At 38.2% G+C, this 14,699-nt stretch carries 17 protein-coding genes and 1 other RNA gene; 8 read left to right on the forward strand and 10 right to left on the reverse strand.

Annotated features, from left to right (window positions below; translation table 11 throughout):
• Complete coding sequence (locus HLV59_RS13395; RefSeq protein WP_171430168.1) at positions 1–891, reverse strand: LysR family transcriptional regulator ArgP; 891 nt, start codon at positions 889–891, stop codon at positions 1–3.
• 105 nt (positions 892–996) lie between these two features.
• Here HLV59_RS13395 and HLV59_RS13400 point away from each other — a divergent pair, with 105 nt between their 5' ends.
• Positions 997–1,599: a LysE/ArgO family amino acid transporter gene (locus tag HLV59_RS13400; RefSeq protein ID WP_031947690.1), complete on the forward strand. Its 603-nt coding sequence runs from the start codon at positions 997–999 to the stop codon at positions 1,597–1,599.
• 57 nt (positions 1,600–1,656) lie between these two features.
• Here the strand turns inward: HLV59_RS13400 and HLV59_RS13405 are convergent, their stop codons facing one another.
• A complete protein-coding gene (locus tag HLV59_RS13405; protein ID WP_016144669.1) occupies positions 1,657–2,298 on the reverse strand; it encodes a cation transporter in 642 nt (213 codons plus the stop codon).
• Positions 2,299–2,363: 65 nt separating this feature from the next.
• Between HLV59_RS13405 and HLV59_RS13410 the strand changes: the two genes are divergently transcribed.
• A complete protein-coding gene (locus HLV59_RS13410) occupies positions 2,364–2,765 on the forward strand; it encodes a MerR family transcriptional regulator (protein ID WP_171430169.1) in 402 nt (133 codons plus the stop codon).
• Positions 2,766–2,802: 37 nt separating this feature from the next.
• Here the strand turns inward: HLV59_RS13410 and HLV59_RS13415 are convergent, their stop codons facing one another.
• The 5 genes from HLV59_RS13415 to HLV59_RS13435 form a co-directional block, all read right to left on the reverse strand.
• Positions 2,803–3,054 (reverse strand): hypothetical protein, encoded by a 252-nt coding sequence (locus HLV59_RS13415; protein ID WP_002117665.1) that lies wholly within the window; start codon positions 3,052–3,054, stop codon positions 2,803–2,805.
• Between the two features lie 207 nt (positions 3,055–3,261).
• Complete coding sequence (locus HLV59_RS13420) at positions 3,262–4,494, reverse strand: FAD-dependent monooxygenase (RefSeq protein ID WP_171430170.1); 1,233 nt, start codon at positions 4,492–4,494, stop codon at positions 3,262–3,264.
• Entirely contained in the window at positions 4,491–5,699 is a 1,209-nt protein-coding gene (gene ubiH / locus HLV59_RS13425) for a 2-octaprenyl-6-methoxyphenyl hydroxylase (protein WP_171430171.1), read from the reverse strand. Before ubiH ends, HLV59_RS13420 begins: the two co-directional genes overlap by 4 nt.
• Before the next feature lie 31 nt (positions 5,700–5,730).
• Positions 5,731–7,053 carry a Xaa-Pro aminopeptidase gene (gene pepP / locus HLV59_RS13430; protein WP_171430172.1) on the reverse strand — a complete coding sequence of 441 codons (1,323 nt, stop codon included), beginning with the start codon at positions 7,051–7,053 and terminating at the stop codon, positions 5,731–5,733.
• Positions 7,054–7,120: 67 nt separating this feature from the next.
• Positions 7,121–7,750, reverse strand: a complete 630-nt coding sequence (locus HLV59_RS13435) for a UPF0149 family protein (RefSeq protein WP_171430173.1) — start codon at positions 7,748–7,750, stop codon at positions 7,121–7,123.
• A 64-nt stretch (positions 7,751–7,814) separates the two neighbouring features.
• Between HLV59_RS13435 and HLV59_RS13440 the strand changes: the two genes are divergently transcribed.
• The 3 genes from HLV59_RS13440 (at position 7,815) to ssrS (ending at position 9,031) form a co-directional block, all read left to right on the forward strand.
• Positions 7,815–8,375 (forward strand): hypothetical protein, encoded by a 561-nt coding sequence (locus HLV59_RS13440; RefSeq protein ID WP_016144663.1) that lies wholly within the window; start codon positions 7,815–7,817, stop codon positions 8,373–8,375.
• The gene (locus tag HLV59_RS13445) at positions 8,372–8,656 is read left to right on the forward strand and encodes a cell division protein ZapA (protein WP_016144662.1); all 285 of its coding nucleotides are present in this window, start codon (positions 8,372–8,374) and stop codon (positions 8,654–8,656) included. Before HLV59_RS13440 ends, HLV59_RS13445 begins: the two co-directional genes overlap by 4 nt.
• A gap of 190 nt (positions 8,657–8,846) precedes the next feature.
• Positions 8,847–9,031, forward strand: a non-coding RNA gene (gene ssrS / locus HLV59_RS13450) — 6S RNA.
• A 122-nt stretch (positions 9,032–9,153) separates the two neighbouring features.
• On the opposite strand, the gene HLV59_RS13455 is transcribed toward ssrS, so the two are convergent.
• The 3 genes from HLV59_RS13455 to HLV59_RS13465 all read right to left on the reverse strand — a co-directional run bounded on the left by HLV59_RS13455 (position 9,154) and on the right by HLV59_RS13465 (position 10,137).
• Entirely contained in the window at positions 9,154–9,474 is a 321-nt protein-coding gene (locus tag HLV59_RS13455; RefSeq protein ID WP_125698495.1) for a hypothetical protein, read from the reverse strand.
• Positions 9,475–9,567: 93 nt separating this feature from the next.
• Positions 9,568–9,681: a hypothetical protein gene (locus tag HLV59_RS13460; protein WP_079284308.1), complete on the reverse strand. Its 114-nt coding sequence runs from the start codon at positions 9,679–9,681 to the stop codon at positions 9,568–9,570.
• A gap of 111 nt (positions 9,682–9,792) precedes the next feature.
• On the reverse strand, positions 9,793–10,137 hold the full coding sequence (locus HLV59_RS13465; RefSeq protein WP_081174898.1) for a hypothetical protein: 345 nt from the start codon (positions 10,135–10,137) through the stop codon (positions 9,793–9,795).
• Positions 10,138–10,377: 240 nt separating this feature from the next.
• Between HLV59_RS13465 and HLV59_RS13470 the strand changes: the two genes are divergently transcribed.
• The 3 genes from HLV59_RS13470 to rlmH all read left to right on the forward strand — a co-directional run bounded on the left by HLV59_RS13470 (position 10,378) and on the right by rlmH (position 14,621).
• Complete coding sequence (locus HLV59_RS13470) at positions 10,378–10,962, forward strand: 5-formyltetrahydrofolate cyclo-ligase (RefSeq protein WP_171430174.1); 585 nt, start codon at positions 10,378–10,380, stop codon at positions 10,960–10,962.
• 445 nt (positions 10,963–11,407) lie between these two features.
• The gene (lon, locus tag HLV59_RS13475) at positions 11,408–13,837 is read left to right on the forward strand and encodes an endopeptidase La (protein WP_016144657.1); all 2,430 of its coding nucleotides are present in this window, start codon (positions 11,408–11,410) and stop codon (positions 13,835–13,837) included.
• Between the two features lie 304 nt (positions 13,838–14,141).
• Positions 14,142–14,621, forward strand: coding sequence for a 23S rRNA (pseudouridine(1915)-N(3))-methyltransferase RlmH (rlmH, locus tag HLV59_RS13480; protein ID WP_002054393.1), 480 nt, complete (start codon positions 14,142–14,144; stop codon positions 14,619–14,621).
• The last annotated feature ends 78 nt before the right edge of the window (positions 14,622–14,699 follow it).

A 14,699-nucleotide genomic window follows, 5' to 3' on the forward strand; every position in this document is an offset into this window, starting at 1 on the left:
TTATCTCAATATCTGTTTTGCTGACTGAACAATTGTCTCAGTCAGCGCATCAAGTTGCTGCGACTGTCTTTTCCAATGATGCCAATATAAAGGAATATCAAGTTGGGCTTCAGGCATAATATCAACAAGTGTTCCATTTTCGAGTAATTGTTGAACTTGTAGCTCGGGCACCATGCCATAACCTAAACCTAATTGAATTGCTTTGACGAAAGCATCCGTAGCAGGAACAAAACTATAGGGATAACTTTGTAAAGGTAAACCATAATATTTCAGCAACACCTCTGAATGCATGAGATCTTTATGGTTAAAAATTACAGCCGGTGCATTTCTTAAAGCTTCTCGGTTAATTCCACCACTAAACCACCGGTTTACAAACTCGGCCGATGCCAGCATTTTATAGCGCATTTTTCCTAGTGGTTGAGCTAAACAACCTGACATGACCTGCTCTTCTGCCGAAATACAGGCATTGACTTGTCCTGTCTCCAATAAGGTGTGCGTGTGAGATTGATCATCAATTTTTAGTTCTAACACTATTTTTTCTTTAAAAAGCGTTTGCTGAATGTTCGGTAAAAGCCAAGTGGCTAATGAGTCTGCATTTGAAGCCAAAGCAATTTTATAAAATTCGGATTCGGAAGATTTCCCCATTAAACCTTGTAATAAATTTTGCTCCATTAACCTCGTATGACGTAAATGTTGCAATAAAGTTTGCCCCGCTTGAGTGAGCACACACGGGCGGCCCCGTATAATTAGAATTTGTCCTAAATACTTTTCTAAAGCCTGTACGCGTAACGAAACTGCAGAAGGCGTAATATATAAATGCTCTCCTGCCGCATCAAAACTTCCCAATTCTGCTACCGCCAGAAAGGCTTCACATTGCTTGCTATCTAACATATCAAACCTAAATTATTTTTAGCCAAACCTAAATATTCTTAATTTTACTTATTTATCAATAAAAAGTCAGATAATTCCCACATCTGATTTTTCAAGCTTATAGTCATGTTATCTCTTAGTATATTTTTTAAAGGTTTCGGTATTGGTAGCGGGCTTATCGTAGCAATTGGAGCTCAAAATGCTTTTGTTCTAAAACAAGGACTTAAACAGCAATATGTATTTTGGCTATGCTTAATTTGTGCCTTATCCGACTCAATTTTAATTGCATGTGGTGTATTAGGTTTTGCCGAAATCATGACAGCATCACCAATCTTAATTACAGTTGCTAAATATTTAGGGGCAACGTTTTTATTAGTTTATGGTGGCAAAGCATTTTATGCCGCATTTAAGACCACCCAAAGCATGGAACTTGATAGCAGTCAAAAACAGACTTTAACCCAAGCATTAGTGACCTGTCTTGCCTTTACTTGGCTGAATCCTCATGTTTATTTAGACACTATTGTTCTGATTGGTTCAGTTGCAACTCAGCTTGAAGACAAAGTTAGTTTTGCTTTGGGGAGCATTCTTGCCTCTTGGGTTTTCTTTTTTAGTCTGGGCTATGGTGCAAGATTATTAAAGCCACTATTTACCAATCCCAAAGCTTGGAAAATTTTAGATTTCATTATTGGTTGCGTTATGTGGAGTATCGCTATAACCCTTTTGTTTTAACGGCTTAAAAACTAAAAAAGGATCATCTAAAAGATCCTTTTTTATTACTCATTAATATTAGGCCTCACTTCCAAGCACAACTCTTGCCTGTTTTCTTTCTTGCTGTGACTGTTTTATAACAGCGTAGCCAGAAGATACACCTAAGTAAGCAATAACAAAGGCAACCAATAAATCGGGAAATACGCTGCCTGTTCCAAATACTCCAACCGCCGCTAAAATTACAGCAATATTGGCAATCGAGTCATTTCGACTACACAACCAAACAGAACGCATATTGGCATCACCATCACGAAATGCATAAAGCATAAGCGCGACTGAAACGTTAGCAATTAAGGCTATTACGCCAATTGCCCCCATGACCATTGGTTCCGGTGGAACTCCATAGAAATACGACCAGACCACTTTCGCAATAACAAAAACACCGAAAGCCGCCATCGTTATTCCTTTAAGTAATGCAGCTGTTGCACGCCAATATAAACTCATCGAAAGAACGACTAAAGATAATGCATAGTTTGCTGCATCTCCGGCAAAATCTAATGCATCGGCCCAAAGTGAAACAGATTGGGCTTTATAACCTCCCAATATTTCTACTACGAACATTAAGGCATTAATTACAAGCGCAATCCATAACGCTTTTCTAAAGCGCGGACTTACTTTCTTGGTAGGAGAGCATGTTGAAGCACAACCACATCCAGCCATTTTATTTCCTCAAAAACTCTTTTATAGTAATTAAAAACCCTCGAGTAACTCCAGAGTCAAGCCTTATGAGTCTTTCTATTGGTCAATTATCAAAAAAAGCGGATATTCCAATTGATACGATCCGTTATTACGAAAAAGTAGGTGTGCTGGGCCGTATTCAGCGCTCAGAAAATAATTATCGTGTTTATACAGAGCAAACTCTTGCAGACCTTTTATTTATTAAGCATTGCCGTGAATTAGATATTTCACTGAGTGATATTAAAACGTTAAAAGAAATGAAAGCCCAGCCCAAACAGGTGTGTACGGAAGTTGATAATTTGGTGAATAAATACTTGATTGAAGTATCTGAAAAAATCGAACGATTATTACTTTTAAAAGAATCTTTAATTGATTTAAAACAGCACTGTTCTACCAATCGAACAGTAGATGAGTGCGGGATTTTGAAAGAACTTCAAAACTTACCTTAAAAATAAAAAAGCATCACTCTTGTGATGCTTTTTAGAATTAATGGTCGCTATGTTCATCTGGAGGAACTTCGGTAATTCTCCCCCCTCGAGCTAGAAATGCGGCAACTTCATCTTCCAACGCTTGGCGCTGTTTTTGTTTAGCAGTCACAGTTAGTGTTTCTGCCTCCGCAATGTCAGTATCATTAATACTGCTTGCTTCTTCATCAGCTGCACCGCTTTCGGCCGCTTTCGCTTCATCTTCATCTACAGCAGAATCTTCTGCATCTTCATAATCATTGATATCTGACATTTCACACTCCCCACAATGACTTTTATTGCATCATCGCTATGGTCCCAAGACCTCAGAAATTTAGCAATCTCTTTGCATTTAGCAAAGAGCCAAAATGGTCAAATCCGTAGTTTTTTTGACCGAATTGGTAATGATATATAAATGATTGTTTAAAAAATATCTACTGATATTTTTTTAGACCAGTAGAGCATAAACTTCGTAATTATTTTAACGACTATACTGGGTGTTTTGTAAAGCCCCTAAACCATTTGCTTGTTGCATAAAACGCTCTTTTAGGAACGAAATTTGTTCAACTTGCTTGAGTCCCATATTTCGAACCCAAATAAATGGAAATAGCTCACTACTTTCCAACCAGCCAATTGCTGACATGCTATGCATCATTGCATCATTCTGACCTTTCCGGCGATGTTCATAACGCAACAATGTCTGTTCATTTGCCCATACACCACGTGCTAAGTCATGTAGTAGTGCATCACAGAGTACAGCTGCATCTAGACAGCCAATATTTACCCCTTGTCCAGCAAGTGGATGGATAACATGTGCTGCATCCCCAATTAAAGCTAAACCAGCTTTCACATACTGTTTTGCAGCGCGCGCTTTGAGCGGGAATTGGGCTCTTGAACGTACATCTAATACTTCACCCAACATATGTTGGCTTTCACGAGTTAAAAGCTGCATAAACTCATGATCGGTTAAAGCAGAATATTCATCGGCATAATCATCAGGTAGTGTCCAGACAATTGACTGCCAGTAGCCATTTTCACTTTCTTCAAGACTAGCCATCGGTAAATAGGCTAAAGGCCCTGTAGGTAAGAAAATTTGGCGAGCAACATAATTGTGGGGTTTAGATGTTTTAATGACACAACTAATCGCTGCTTGCTTGTAATCTAAGACATCTAGGTCAATAAAAGCCTGTTCTCGTACAAATGAATTGGCGCCATCAGCACCAATAAGCAACTTAGTTTTAAGTGTAGTGCCGTCTGCTAATTGAATATACCAACAACCAACACCCTGCTCAATACGAGTCACACGAACCTGAGTGCGATAATCTGTTAGTTGCTCAAGCATTTTTTGTTGAATAGCAACATTCAATACACTTGGCTCAACCATAGAACCCAAGGACTGTTCTGGCATTGGTCTTTGTATGGACTCATGGCCAAAATTAATTTCACCATAGCCATTTAAGTTCCACACCTGCATGCCTGTATAAGGCATTTGACGTGCCAGATCATCCCAAACATTGACTGTTTTAAGTAAATGAATGGTCGCTTGGCTCAGTGCTAAAACACGCGGGTTCATCACACCCAGTGTCTTTTCAACATCCAGTACAGGAGCCGCATCAAGCACAGTAGGCTGTACACCGCCTTGGGCAAGCAATAAAGCAGTTAAACCACCAACCAGTCCACCACCAACAATGACAACATCTAATATTTCACTCATGCTTTTAGCCCCATTGCATAGTTCGCTACCAGTGGCTTAACACCCGGAATAACATCAAATGCAATTAATCCGGTATTACGAATTAACTTTAATAATGGATTTTGGTTACTAAAACCACGAACCACGGTGTCACAGAACTTAATCACTCGCTGTTGGTCTGACAAACGAGCTTGTTCATAGGCAAGTAAATTATCAGGGTTACCAATATCATCAGAAGCGGTTAGCTGGTTCACTAAATAACGCACCAAAACATCCGCATCACGTAGGCATAGATTAAAGCCCTGTCCTGCAACCGGATGAATTGTATGTGCCGCATTACCCATTAAAATAACGCGACCCACAGCTTGTTTATGTGCAAGCACTTGCGAAAGTGGATAACTAAAACGTTTGCCAGTTTTTTCAAATTTACCCGCTCGGTCACCGTAAGTTTGTTGTAACGCACTTAAGAAATGCTGATCATTTTCATCGCCTAACCACTCACCTTCAGTGCCTTTTTTTACAGGCCATACAACCGAACGGCGATATTCACCCGGTAAAGGCAATAAAGCTAAAGGACCTAATGCACTAAAACGCTCAAAGCCTACTTGGTCATGAGGTTTTGAGGTCTGAACGGTTGTAACAATTGCAACCTGATCATAATCATGAACATCAACACCGACGCCAATTGCCTGACGACAAAAAGAATCACGTCCATCAGCCGCAATTAATAATTTTGACTCAAGTTTTAAGACTTCTTCTCCACGCTTGGCTACAATATGTACTTGTTCAGCATCTTGAGTTAAAGCAGTCACCTGTACGCCATCAATCAGCTCAATCAAAGGCTGCTGACGTACTTGAGTCAATAAAACACGGCCAAGCCAAGCATTTTCAATCACTTGCCCAAAGCTTTCGACTTTTTCTTGTTCTGCAATTAAGCGCGCCTTACCAAAACTACCTTGTTCAGTAATGTGAACTTGTAGAATTGGAGTCGCATGTTGCTGTAATGCATCCCACAACCCCAGCTTTTGGTAAATCTGTACACTACGACGCGATAAAGCGGTATTACGCGCATCAAAACTAGAATGATAAGGAGCAACATTTTGATCATCATAGTTTGGGTATTTCACAGCCTCTAACAGCTTTACTGCAATATTAGCCTTCGCCAGCATGAGTGAAAGGCTAAGTCCGACCATTCCCCCACCTACAATAATCACTTGTTGTTGCATCGAATTGTGCTCCTTTGGCGAATACGTTTAATTATGATTTAGCTTGTGCCATTAAATGTTCAATATCTGCAATATTTTTAACTACATCAGCAGTTAAAACTCGTGGCCCTTTCGATGTTGCGACTACATCATCTTCAATACGAATACCAATACCACGCCATTTTTTATCTACAGTTTCATCGTCTGATGCGATATATAGGCCTGGTTCAACGGTAACGACCATACCTTCTTCATATTGACGCCAGTCTTCACCTTTTTTGTAAGACCCGACATCATGTACATCCATACCTAACCAATGACCTGTACCGTGCATATAAAATTGACGGTATGCTTCGGTTTCGATAAGTTCGCTCACATCCCCATTGAGCAAACCTAAATCAACTAAGCCTTCGGTTAAAATTTTAACAGCTACTTCATGAGGCTCACGGTAAGAGTTACCGATACGAACTGCATCAATGGCAGCGTATTGGGAAGCCAATACAACTTCATATAATGCTTTTTGTTCAGCACTAAACTTCCCATTTATTGGAAAAGTACGGGTAATATCTGATGCATAGAACTCATATTCGCATGCAGCATCAATTAAGACTAAATCACCGTCTTTAAGAGGTTGGTTATTTTCAACATAGTGCAAAATGCAGGCATTAGCCCCACCACCGACAATACTGTTATAAGACGGTACACAACCATTTTGCCCAAATATATAATTGAGTTCGGCTTCAAGCGCATATTCCATCATACCTGGACGCACCATTTGCATTGCACGGGTATGTGCCTGAGCACTAATTTTTGAAGCAGTTTGCATAAGCTCAAGTTCTTGTGGTGACTTGATTAAACGCATTTCATCAACAATACGGTCGAGCTGTACCAGTTGAGCGGGAGCACCTTGATGTCGGTGCTCAGCATCTGCTTTTTTAATCCACTGGCTTACCCGTGCATCAAACGCAGCATTTTGCCCAATCCGATAATAAAGGCGTTCTTTATTTAATAACTTTTCAATAATTTCTTCATCAAGCAGATCAATTGCATAGGCTTCATCTGCATCATAGTCTTCGATTGCACCGTCAATTCCGGCACGGTAACCATTCCAGATTTCCATCTCGCGGTTACGTTCACGGCAGAAAAGACTATAACTATAGTCAGTTACATCCTCAAAGGTTTCAATAACTGCAACTGCTTCAGGCTCAGCAAAGCCCGTCAAATAGAAAAAACTACTATCGGCACGAAATTTATAATCCGCATCACGATTACGGTACATCTCCTCACGCGTTGCAATAATTGCAATACTGTTCGGACCCATTTTTTCTGCCAGACGGTCTCTACGATGTTGAAAATCAGCTTGAGGCAATTTCATAATGATCTACTTGATTTAGAATTTTAAAGTCAAAAAATAAAATACAACCAATAACACATCGCCTCAATTAGCTTGGGCGATGTGGTGTGAACATTTCTACAATATTCTGATCTGTACCTAGAGCAGCAGTTTTACTTTTTGCATGAAAGTTTTTCAATAAAGAACTTTCAGCTACAGTGATTTTTTTTCTGCCAATAGACAAGCTTACAGGGATTAAGCGTACAAATTCATACAATTCTTCGTAACTGCTTTCACCTTCCTCATCATTGTCAGAATCTTCAAATTCGACTGCTGCAACATCTTGAAGATGTTCAATGAGTTCACGTTCATCACCGCGCACATGACCAGATGCCAAACCGAAACCTAATACAACACCCGCACACCAATCAGATAATGCTTGCACACGTTCTTGAAGTAGATGTTCATCGTCTGGAAGCATTGGTAGATAATCTAATTCGTCTTCCGATAAAGCATGAACTAGATCTTCTGCTTCGTCAGTTAAAAGCGTTAAAGCATCGTCACTTAACTCTGGCACATTAAGGGTTGTTAAAATTTGTGACCATTCTTCACGCGTAGGCGCTTCTGTCACACAAACAATACCTGTTAACAGACCATGTAACTCACTAGGGCTTGAAATTTCTTCAATTCCTTCAAAATGAGCGTTCCAATCTGTCCAGCCTGAAATATCGTCTTGCATTCGTTTATCCAATCTCTATACTTTGTATATATTACCTTTGATTGCAATTCTGTGCGACCTCGTTATGTTAGAACAATTACAGCGGCTACAAGCGCATATTAGCGTTTTAAAAACACGCTTACATCATTTAGAGAGTGAACATGCGGCACTCTCGGAAGCTAAAGAACTGGCTGAAACAGAGCATCACGCACAAGTTGTGCAAAAAAATAGTATTATCACTAAAAAACAAGAGGAAATTGAGACGGTAACTGAGCAACTTTCTCAGTTAAAAGGCCAATTTCAACAATTGAATCAAGATGCTAACACACTTGCCGAACGTTATAGCCGATTAGAAAAAAGTACGACTGATTTAAAAAATCGTTTTCAAGAAATTCTTGCAGAACGAAATGAATTACGTGTTGCAAAAGAAAAGTTACAAGCCCACCAGCGCCAAACCCAGCAAGAGCTGCATGATTTACAACAAGATCGTGATCGTTTGTTACAAAAAAATGAGCTTGCCAAATCAAAAGTTGAAGCCATTATTCAACGTTTAGGAATTTTAGGTACAGCTCAAGACCAACATGCGCAAGAAATCCAGCAGCTTGCCCATCCTAATGCTGAAACTGGTGAGGAGACCCAATCATGAGTGAACAAGTCATGGTAGAGCTTAGGCTGATTGAGCAGACTTTTAGACTCGCGACTACCGCAGATAAAAAAGATGAACTTGAACGTGCAGCACAGCTTCTTAATGAGAAGTTTAATGATATGCGCCGTAGTGCACCACGTGTTGAGCACAATAAACTTGTCATTATGGTCGCTCTACAGTTGACTCAAGAAGTGCTGAGCCTTAATAAATCTTTGCAGGAATACACTCACTGTGAACGCCTACTGCAAACGATTTTAGAAGATGTGGAACAAATTGTTTAAAAAACCTCAATTAATAAAAGCATGCCTTGTACTCTAAAACATAGATGCAGGGCATTTTTATTGAAAGCAACACTCCAGTTGAATATTATTTTCCGCTCTCTAATGTACAAAGCTTCATCAAACGCAAACTAAGTTTACAGTTCGATAAGCTCAAGTGATTGCCAACAGGGTCATATCGGTTATACTTAAGCTATCTCTGGGATGTTCGCCAGCGGGTCTATTCCCCTGCCGATACTTAAACTTATGGATTGCGTTCTGTATATTTAGAGTGTATGCCTACCTTCGAGTAGGAAACCCAGCAAGTATACGTCGCGTCCACCTTGAACTCATCGGGTTCAGGGTAACGACACATGCAGCGGCATCTTCGGAGCATTTATTTTTAATAATAAAATTCCAAATATTTATTTTAATTAGCCTTCCAATATACATCTACGTTTACGATCTTTTTTCAAGCATGACATTATTATTTTATAGATGAATAGTCTCTGCATTCAAAATTACTTTTCTTTTCTACTCAGGCATTCCTGATACCAAGCTGTTTGAAAATCTTCTATCGCTTTTCTTTTAAAGAAACTGGTCTTGAATACTTTCGTTGAGTAAGCAGAATTAATTAAATCTTGATAAAGTTGTTTTGCTTTTGGATCTTCAAGGCTATTCGCTATATGCTGCAAGTCTTCAGATGGGACTTTTTGTTGACGCGCTTCCATGACAGTATAAGAAACTTTCTTCACTACATTACAAATTTCGGGATCACTTACACTTTCTTCGGCATAACAGCCCAGAGCTAAAAAACTAAGAAAAAATAATTTAAACTTCATATACCTACCTTATTTTTATAGCTTTAAATTAATTAGAGAATCTTATTAACGAAAAAGAAATAGTGATCAAGTCACTATTTCTTTTAAAGGATTTTATGCGGGATTAATCACATAAAAGTAAATAACAAGCCCTACTAAAACAGTTGAAGCAATCGTTAAATAGGTACCAACTGTATTAAAACTCTGTAAGAACTTTAAGATTTCCATATCCAAATCCCCAAACTACGGTTTATAAAGACAAAAGAAAATTTACCACAACTCAATAATGCCAATCAATTCACATTTATCGGATTTTTTGAGACTAAAAACAATACCGACTTATTGATTGCATCTAATGGCAAAAGCATCCTTATAGTAATCAGTTGCACTTTTTAAATCGGAAAGTAATTTTTCTTCGGTATACGGTTTAGGCGAAATTTTTATTAATGCGGGCATGTATTGAGTTTTATAAACTTCAGGATAATCATGACATAAGATTTTGACTTTAACTTCTTGAGGTGTATTCGGGTTATCCAACTGATCTAAAAACTCTCCGATTTTACGATCTGACTCTTCAAATTGGGCTTTATAATCAACTTCCGCTGCTTCAGGTTCTGCTTGTTTTGTGCAGCCACCAAGTAGCATTAAACTACTGATAGTAAGGGTTAGAATTTTTAACTTCATAAGCTTAAGAATGCTGTATCAATCTTTTAAATATACTTAACCTTATTAAATGTAAAGAAATACTGGTAATACGTAAAGAAATAGAAACTTTTAACTTTAAATAGAATATATCGGAACGCTTTATGACTATTGGTCAATAAATTTAGGCTGCTTTTCTAAATTACTCTCCTATATCCATAAATCTATCAAAAATAGGTATAATTTTGCACGACTGATCTCTAATTTTCGTTAGATTTATACATGAATGAACTCAGCTTTATTAGAAAAAATTTAAGATCTAAAAGACGTTCTCTAAGTTCATTTGAGCAAAAACAAGCTCAGCTTAATGTTCTCCATCATCTAAATACTCTCCCTATTTTCCAATCTTCCAAAAAAATTGGTTTATATTTGCATGCCTTTGGAGAAGTTCACACAGATCTTCTCATAGAATTATGTTTTCAAAAAAATAAACAAGTTTATTTACCTATAATTTGTTCTATGAATCAAAGTTTAGTTTGGGTAAAAATATCTAGAAACCAATATTTAAATCGACGTTTTTCACATCATCCGTTGGGTATGAAAGAACCCATGGCAACAAGAGGAAAACATGTGTCTTCACTTGATTTAGTGCTTATGCCACTTCTCGCATGTGATCAATATGGTACGCGTATTGGTATGGGAGGTGGTTATTATGATCGTACTTTAGCTACTGCAAAACACAGGCCTTATCGTTTAGGTATAGCTCATCAATTTCAATTTATTGAACATACTTTAAAACGCCAAAGTTGGGATCAACCCTTAGATGCTTTACTCACCCCTCAACATATTTATTATTTTAAAAGATAATATTTATATGAAAATTAAAATTAGTCTTAAGTTTTTAATGCCCCTAAAATCATAAAAGTAACCACCCTAAGGATGGTTACTTCTACGTGACAGACCGATTTACCAACTTATAGTAACACGGCTATTTAATGTTCAATATTAAATAAGTTTTGCATTATTGTTAATTATACAATGCCGATAAATGGCATGAGAAAATGGTTATTTTCCACCCAAACGTCTTTTCTACTATATGCATATTTCATAATTATTAAGCTAAATTACCTATCCTTTCTACAAAATTTTATTCTTCTTAAGAATTAATCTCTTGATTCATAACATTTTTAAAAAAAAGTTGACTAAATTAGTCCTTTTTTCCACATTTTCTCTAGTAAGGCCCTTGTAATTTTTAAAATACACATCACTATAAAAAACATGGCAACCTCGTTGTCACTCATTAGGAGTGCCCATGTCTGAACTTATTATGAATGAAAAAACTGACTTAGAGCCTCAGGTTCCAAGTGTATTACCACTTTTAGCGTTGCGTGACGTCGTGGTTTATCCACACATGCAAATTGCGTTATTCGTGGGTCGTGAAAAATCGATCAATGCAGTTGATGTGGCTCGTAACAGTGACAATTTAGTATTTGTAGTTGCGCAAAAAGATTCGCTTACAGAAGAAATTGATCACGATAACCTTTATCAGTACGGAACTGTCGCTAAGATTGTTCAAGTCGTAAATCATGAAAATGATGAAAACTGCATTAAAGTACTTATTGAAGGCTTACATCGCTCTAAACTTGAAAAGATTATCGATGAAGATAGCCATTTGACTGCTGAGCACAGCTTAAGTCCAATGACAATTAACGTAGATAAAGCTACTCAAGAAACTCGTTTGCAAGAGTTACGTACTTTATTTGCTCAATATGCTGAAGCAAAATTACGTAATGCACGCGAACTCGTTGCTGCGGCTAATAAAATTGAAGACTTGCTACAACTCATGTTCTTCGTAGCAACACGTGTGCCTCTAAATATTGAAATTAAACAGAAGTTTTTAGAGCACGATGAGTTTGAAGCACATTTACAAGAGCTTATGAGCTACTTGGTAAATCAATCTGCTGAACAGCAAATTGAACAAACTTTGCATGACAGCGTAAAACGCCAAATGGAAAAAAACCAACGTGAATACTTTCTAAATGAAAAAATGAAAGTCATTCAACGTGAACTTTCTGACATGAATGGCGGTGCTGAAGATGACGTTGCTGAAATAGAGAAACGTCTTGCTGAAGCTGATTTACCTGAACACGTACGTAAAAAAGCTGAAGCTGAGTTCCGTAAGCTTAAAGCAATGCAACCAGCGTCTAGTGAAGCGGCTGTTGTACGTAACTATCTAGAAGTAATTTTAGATACACCGTGGAATAAAGCGAGCAAAGTGAGTATTAACCTTGCGAAAGCACAGGAAATTCTCGATACAGATCACTACGGCTTAGATGACGTTAAAGACCGTATTGTTGAATACTTAGCTGTTCAGTCACGTGTTAAAAAGCTCAAAGGTCCGATTCTATGTTTAGTAGGCCCTCCTGGTGTAGGTAAAACTTCACTTGGTGAGTCTGTCGCGAAAGCAACAGGTCGTGAATTTGTTCGTATGGCACTCGGTGGTGTACGTGACGAAGCTGAAATTCGTGGTCACCGTCGTACTTATATTGGTGCGATGCCAGGTAAAATCGTGCAATCTTTAACAAAAGTTGGCGTGAAGAACCCATTGTTCTTACTCGACGAAATTGACAAGATGGCGCAAGACTACCGTGGCGACCCTGCTTCTGCATTGCTTGAAGTACTAGATCCATCACAAAATAGTAAGTTCAACGATCACTATTTAGATCTTGATCTTGACCTATCTGAAGTGATGTTCATCTGTACTGCAAACAGTATGAATATTCCAGAAGCATTGCTTGACCGTATGGAAGTTATTCGTCTACCGGGTTATACCGAAGATGAAAAAGTTAATATTGCTGAACGCTACCTTGTTCCGAAAGCAATTAAGAACAATGGTCTACGTGCAAAAGAGTTAACAATTCATGAAGAAGCGATTCGTGACATTGTTCAACGTTATACACGTGAAGCTGGCGTACGTAATTTAGAACGTGAAGTGTCTAAAATTGCACGTAAAGTGGTAAAAGAAGCAGTAAGTAAAAAGTCTAAAAACTTACAGCTTGATATTACTTCTGCCAATCTTCCAGAATACTTAGGTCCACATAAGTTTGACTTTGGTATTGCAGAAGATGAAGCACAAGTAGGACGTGTAAATGGTCTAGCTTGGACATCTGTTGGTGGTGAGTTACTTACTATCGAAGTTGCAGCTGTTAAAGGTAAAGGTAAATTCATTACGACCGGTTCACTCGGTGACGTTATGAAAGAGTCTATTACCACAGCAATGACTTTAGTACGTACACGTGCCGATGAGTTGGGTATAGAAGCTTCGCGTTTTGAAGAAACTGATGTACATGTTCACTTACCTGAAGGTGCAACACCAAAAGATGGTCCGTCTGCTGGTTTAGCGTTAACAACTGCGCTTGTGTCAGCATTTACAGGTATTGCAATTCGTCCTGATATTGCAATGACTGGTGAAACAAGCTTAGGTGGTCGTGCAATGCGTATTGGTGGCTTAAAAGAAAAACTTCTTGCAGCACACCGCGGTGGAATCAAGCTTGTCTTTATTCCTCAAGACAACGTTCGAGACTTAGCAGAAATTCCTGCAAATGTTAAAGAAGGTTTGGAAATCAAAGCTGTGAAAAGTATTGATGACATCTTGCCTTTAGCATTAGTTTCGATGCCAAAGCCTTTACCTAAAACACCGATTGTAAAACCGGTGGAAGGCTCAAAAGCAGCACGTCACTAATTAAAAAGTAAAAAAGAGAGAGCTTCGGCTCTCTTTTTTTTGTTACACAATTTGATTGAAAAATATCCAACCATCCTCATAATAGGTAATAAGGGTATTTAAATAAATGAGTACTCTTATCTATCTAATTCATAGATAGCCTTGTTTTTATTCTCTATGATCATCTGAACTCCAGACAGATGATCATTTGATCGCAGTCCAACACCGTTTTTTGGACTGCGTTTTTTATGCCCGTCTTTTAGATCATCAGATGCTTTCATTCCTCAGGTATAATGCGCCTGCTGTTTTTGAATGAATAGATAATATGAAAATTCGTATTCTGACCATTGGTCAAAAAATGCCTGCTTGGGTTCTTACTGGTTTTGAAGATTATTTCAAACGCATCCAACCTTTTGTTCAAACCCAAGTTATTGAACTGCCTATGGCCAAACGTGGTAAGAATGATTCAGAAGCGGATATTTTAAAATATTGTCAAATTGAAGGCGAAAGTATTTTAAATGCTTTAAAACCGAATGAAACTTTAATTGCACTAGAAGTTGGTGGTCGAGAACTAAGTACAGAAAAATTAGCGGACACCATGAAACAATGGATGCTTGAAGGAAATGATGTAGCACTTGCTATTGGCGGTCCAGATGGTTTATCAGATCAGGTACGTAAAGCTGCCGCATGGCATTGGTCACTCTCAAAACTGACAATGCCTCATCCTTTGGTACGTGTTTTATTAATCGAGCAACTATATCGAGCTATGAGTATTAATCACAATCATCCGTATCACCGTGCATAAAAGGAACAAACGTTTCATTTTAAGAACAATCCGTTGAAATCTGAATACTTTTATCATGTTCTGATTTTGGCATAATAC

The sequence above is a fragment of the Acinetobacter lactucae genome (genome assembly GCF_013122135.1).
GTDB lineage: Bacteria > Pseudomonadota > Gammaproteobacteria > Pseudomonadales > Moraxellaceae > Acinetobacter > Acinetobacter lactucae.

Coding starts and splice junctions, on each gene's coding strand:
- HLV59_RS13395 (WP_171430168.1), bottom strand. CDS start 891: ATGTTAGATAGCAAGCAATGTGAAGCCTTTCTGGCGGTAGCAGAATTG.
- HLV59_RS13400 (WP_031947690.1), top strand. CDS start 997: ATGTTATCTCTTAGTATATTTTTTAAAGGTTTCGGTATTGGTAGCGGG.
- HLV59_RS13405 (WP_016144669.1), bottom strand. CDS start 2,298: ATGGCTGGATGTGGTTGTGCTTCAACATGCTCTCCTACCAAGAAAGTA.
- HLV59_RS13410 (WP_171430169.1), top strand. CDS start 2,364: ATGAGTCTTTCTATTGGTCAATTATCAAAAAAAGCGGATATTCCAATT.
- HLV59_RS13415 (WP_002117665.1), bottom strand. CDS start 3,054: ATGTCAGATATCAATGATTATGAAGATGCAGAAGATTCTGCTGTAGAT.
- HLV59_RS13420 (WP_171430170.1), bottom strand. CDS start 4,494: ATGAGTGAAATATTAGATGTTGTCATTGTTGGTGGTGGACTGGTTGGT.
- ubiH (WP_171430171.1), bottom strand. CDS start 5,699: ATGCAACAACAAGTGATTATTGTAGGTGGGGGAATGGTCGGACTTAGC.
- pepP (WP_171430172.1), bottom strand. CDS start 7,053: ATGAAATTGCCTCAAGCTGATTTTCAACATCGTAGAGACCGTCTGGCA.
- HLV59_RS13435 (WP_171430173.1), bottom strand. CDS start 7,750: ATGCAAGACGATATTTCAGGCTGGACAGATTGGAACGCTCATTTTGAA.
- HLV59_RS13440 (WP_016144663.1), top strand. CDS start 7,815: ATGTTAGAACAATTACAGCGGCTACAAGCGCATATTAGCGTTTTAAAA.
- HLV59_RS13445 (WP_016144662.1), top strand. CDS start 8,372: ATGAGTGAACAAGTCATGGTAGAGCTTAGGCTGATTGAGCAGACTTTT.
- HLV59_RS13455 (WP_125698495.1), bottom strand. CDS start 9,474: ATGAAGTTTAAATTATTTTTTCTTAGTTTTTTAGCTCTGGGCTGTTAT.
- HLV59_RS13460 (WP_079284308.1), bottom strand. CDS start 9,681: ATGGAAATCTTAAAGTTCTTACAGAGTTTTAATACAGTTGGTACCTAT.
- HLV59_RS13465 (WP_081174898.1), bottom strand. CDS start 10,137: ATGAAGTTAAAAATTCTAACCCTTACTATCAGTAGTTTAATGCTACTT.
- HLV59_RS13470 (WP_171430174.1), top strand. CDS start 10,378: ATGAATGAACTCAGCTTTATTAGAAAAAATTTAAGATCTAAAAGACGT.
- lon (WP_016144657.1), top strand. CDS start 11,408: ATGTCTGAACTTATTATGAATGAAAAAACTGACTTAGAGCCTCAGGTT.
- rlmH (WP_002054393.1), top strand. CDS start 14,142: ATGAAAATTCGTATTCTGACCATTGGTCAAAAAATGCCTGCTTGGGTT.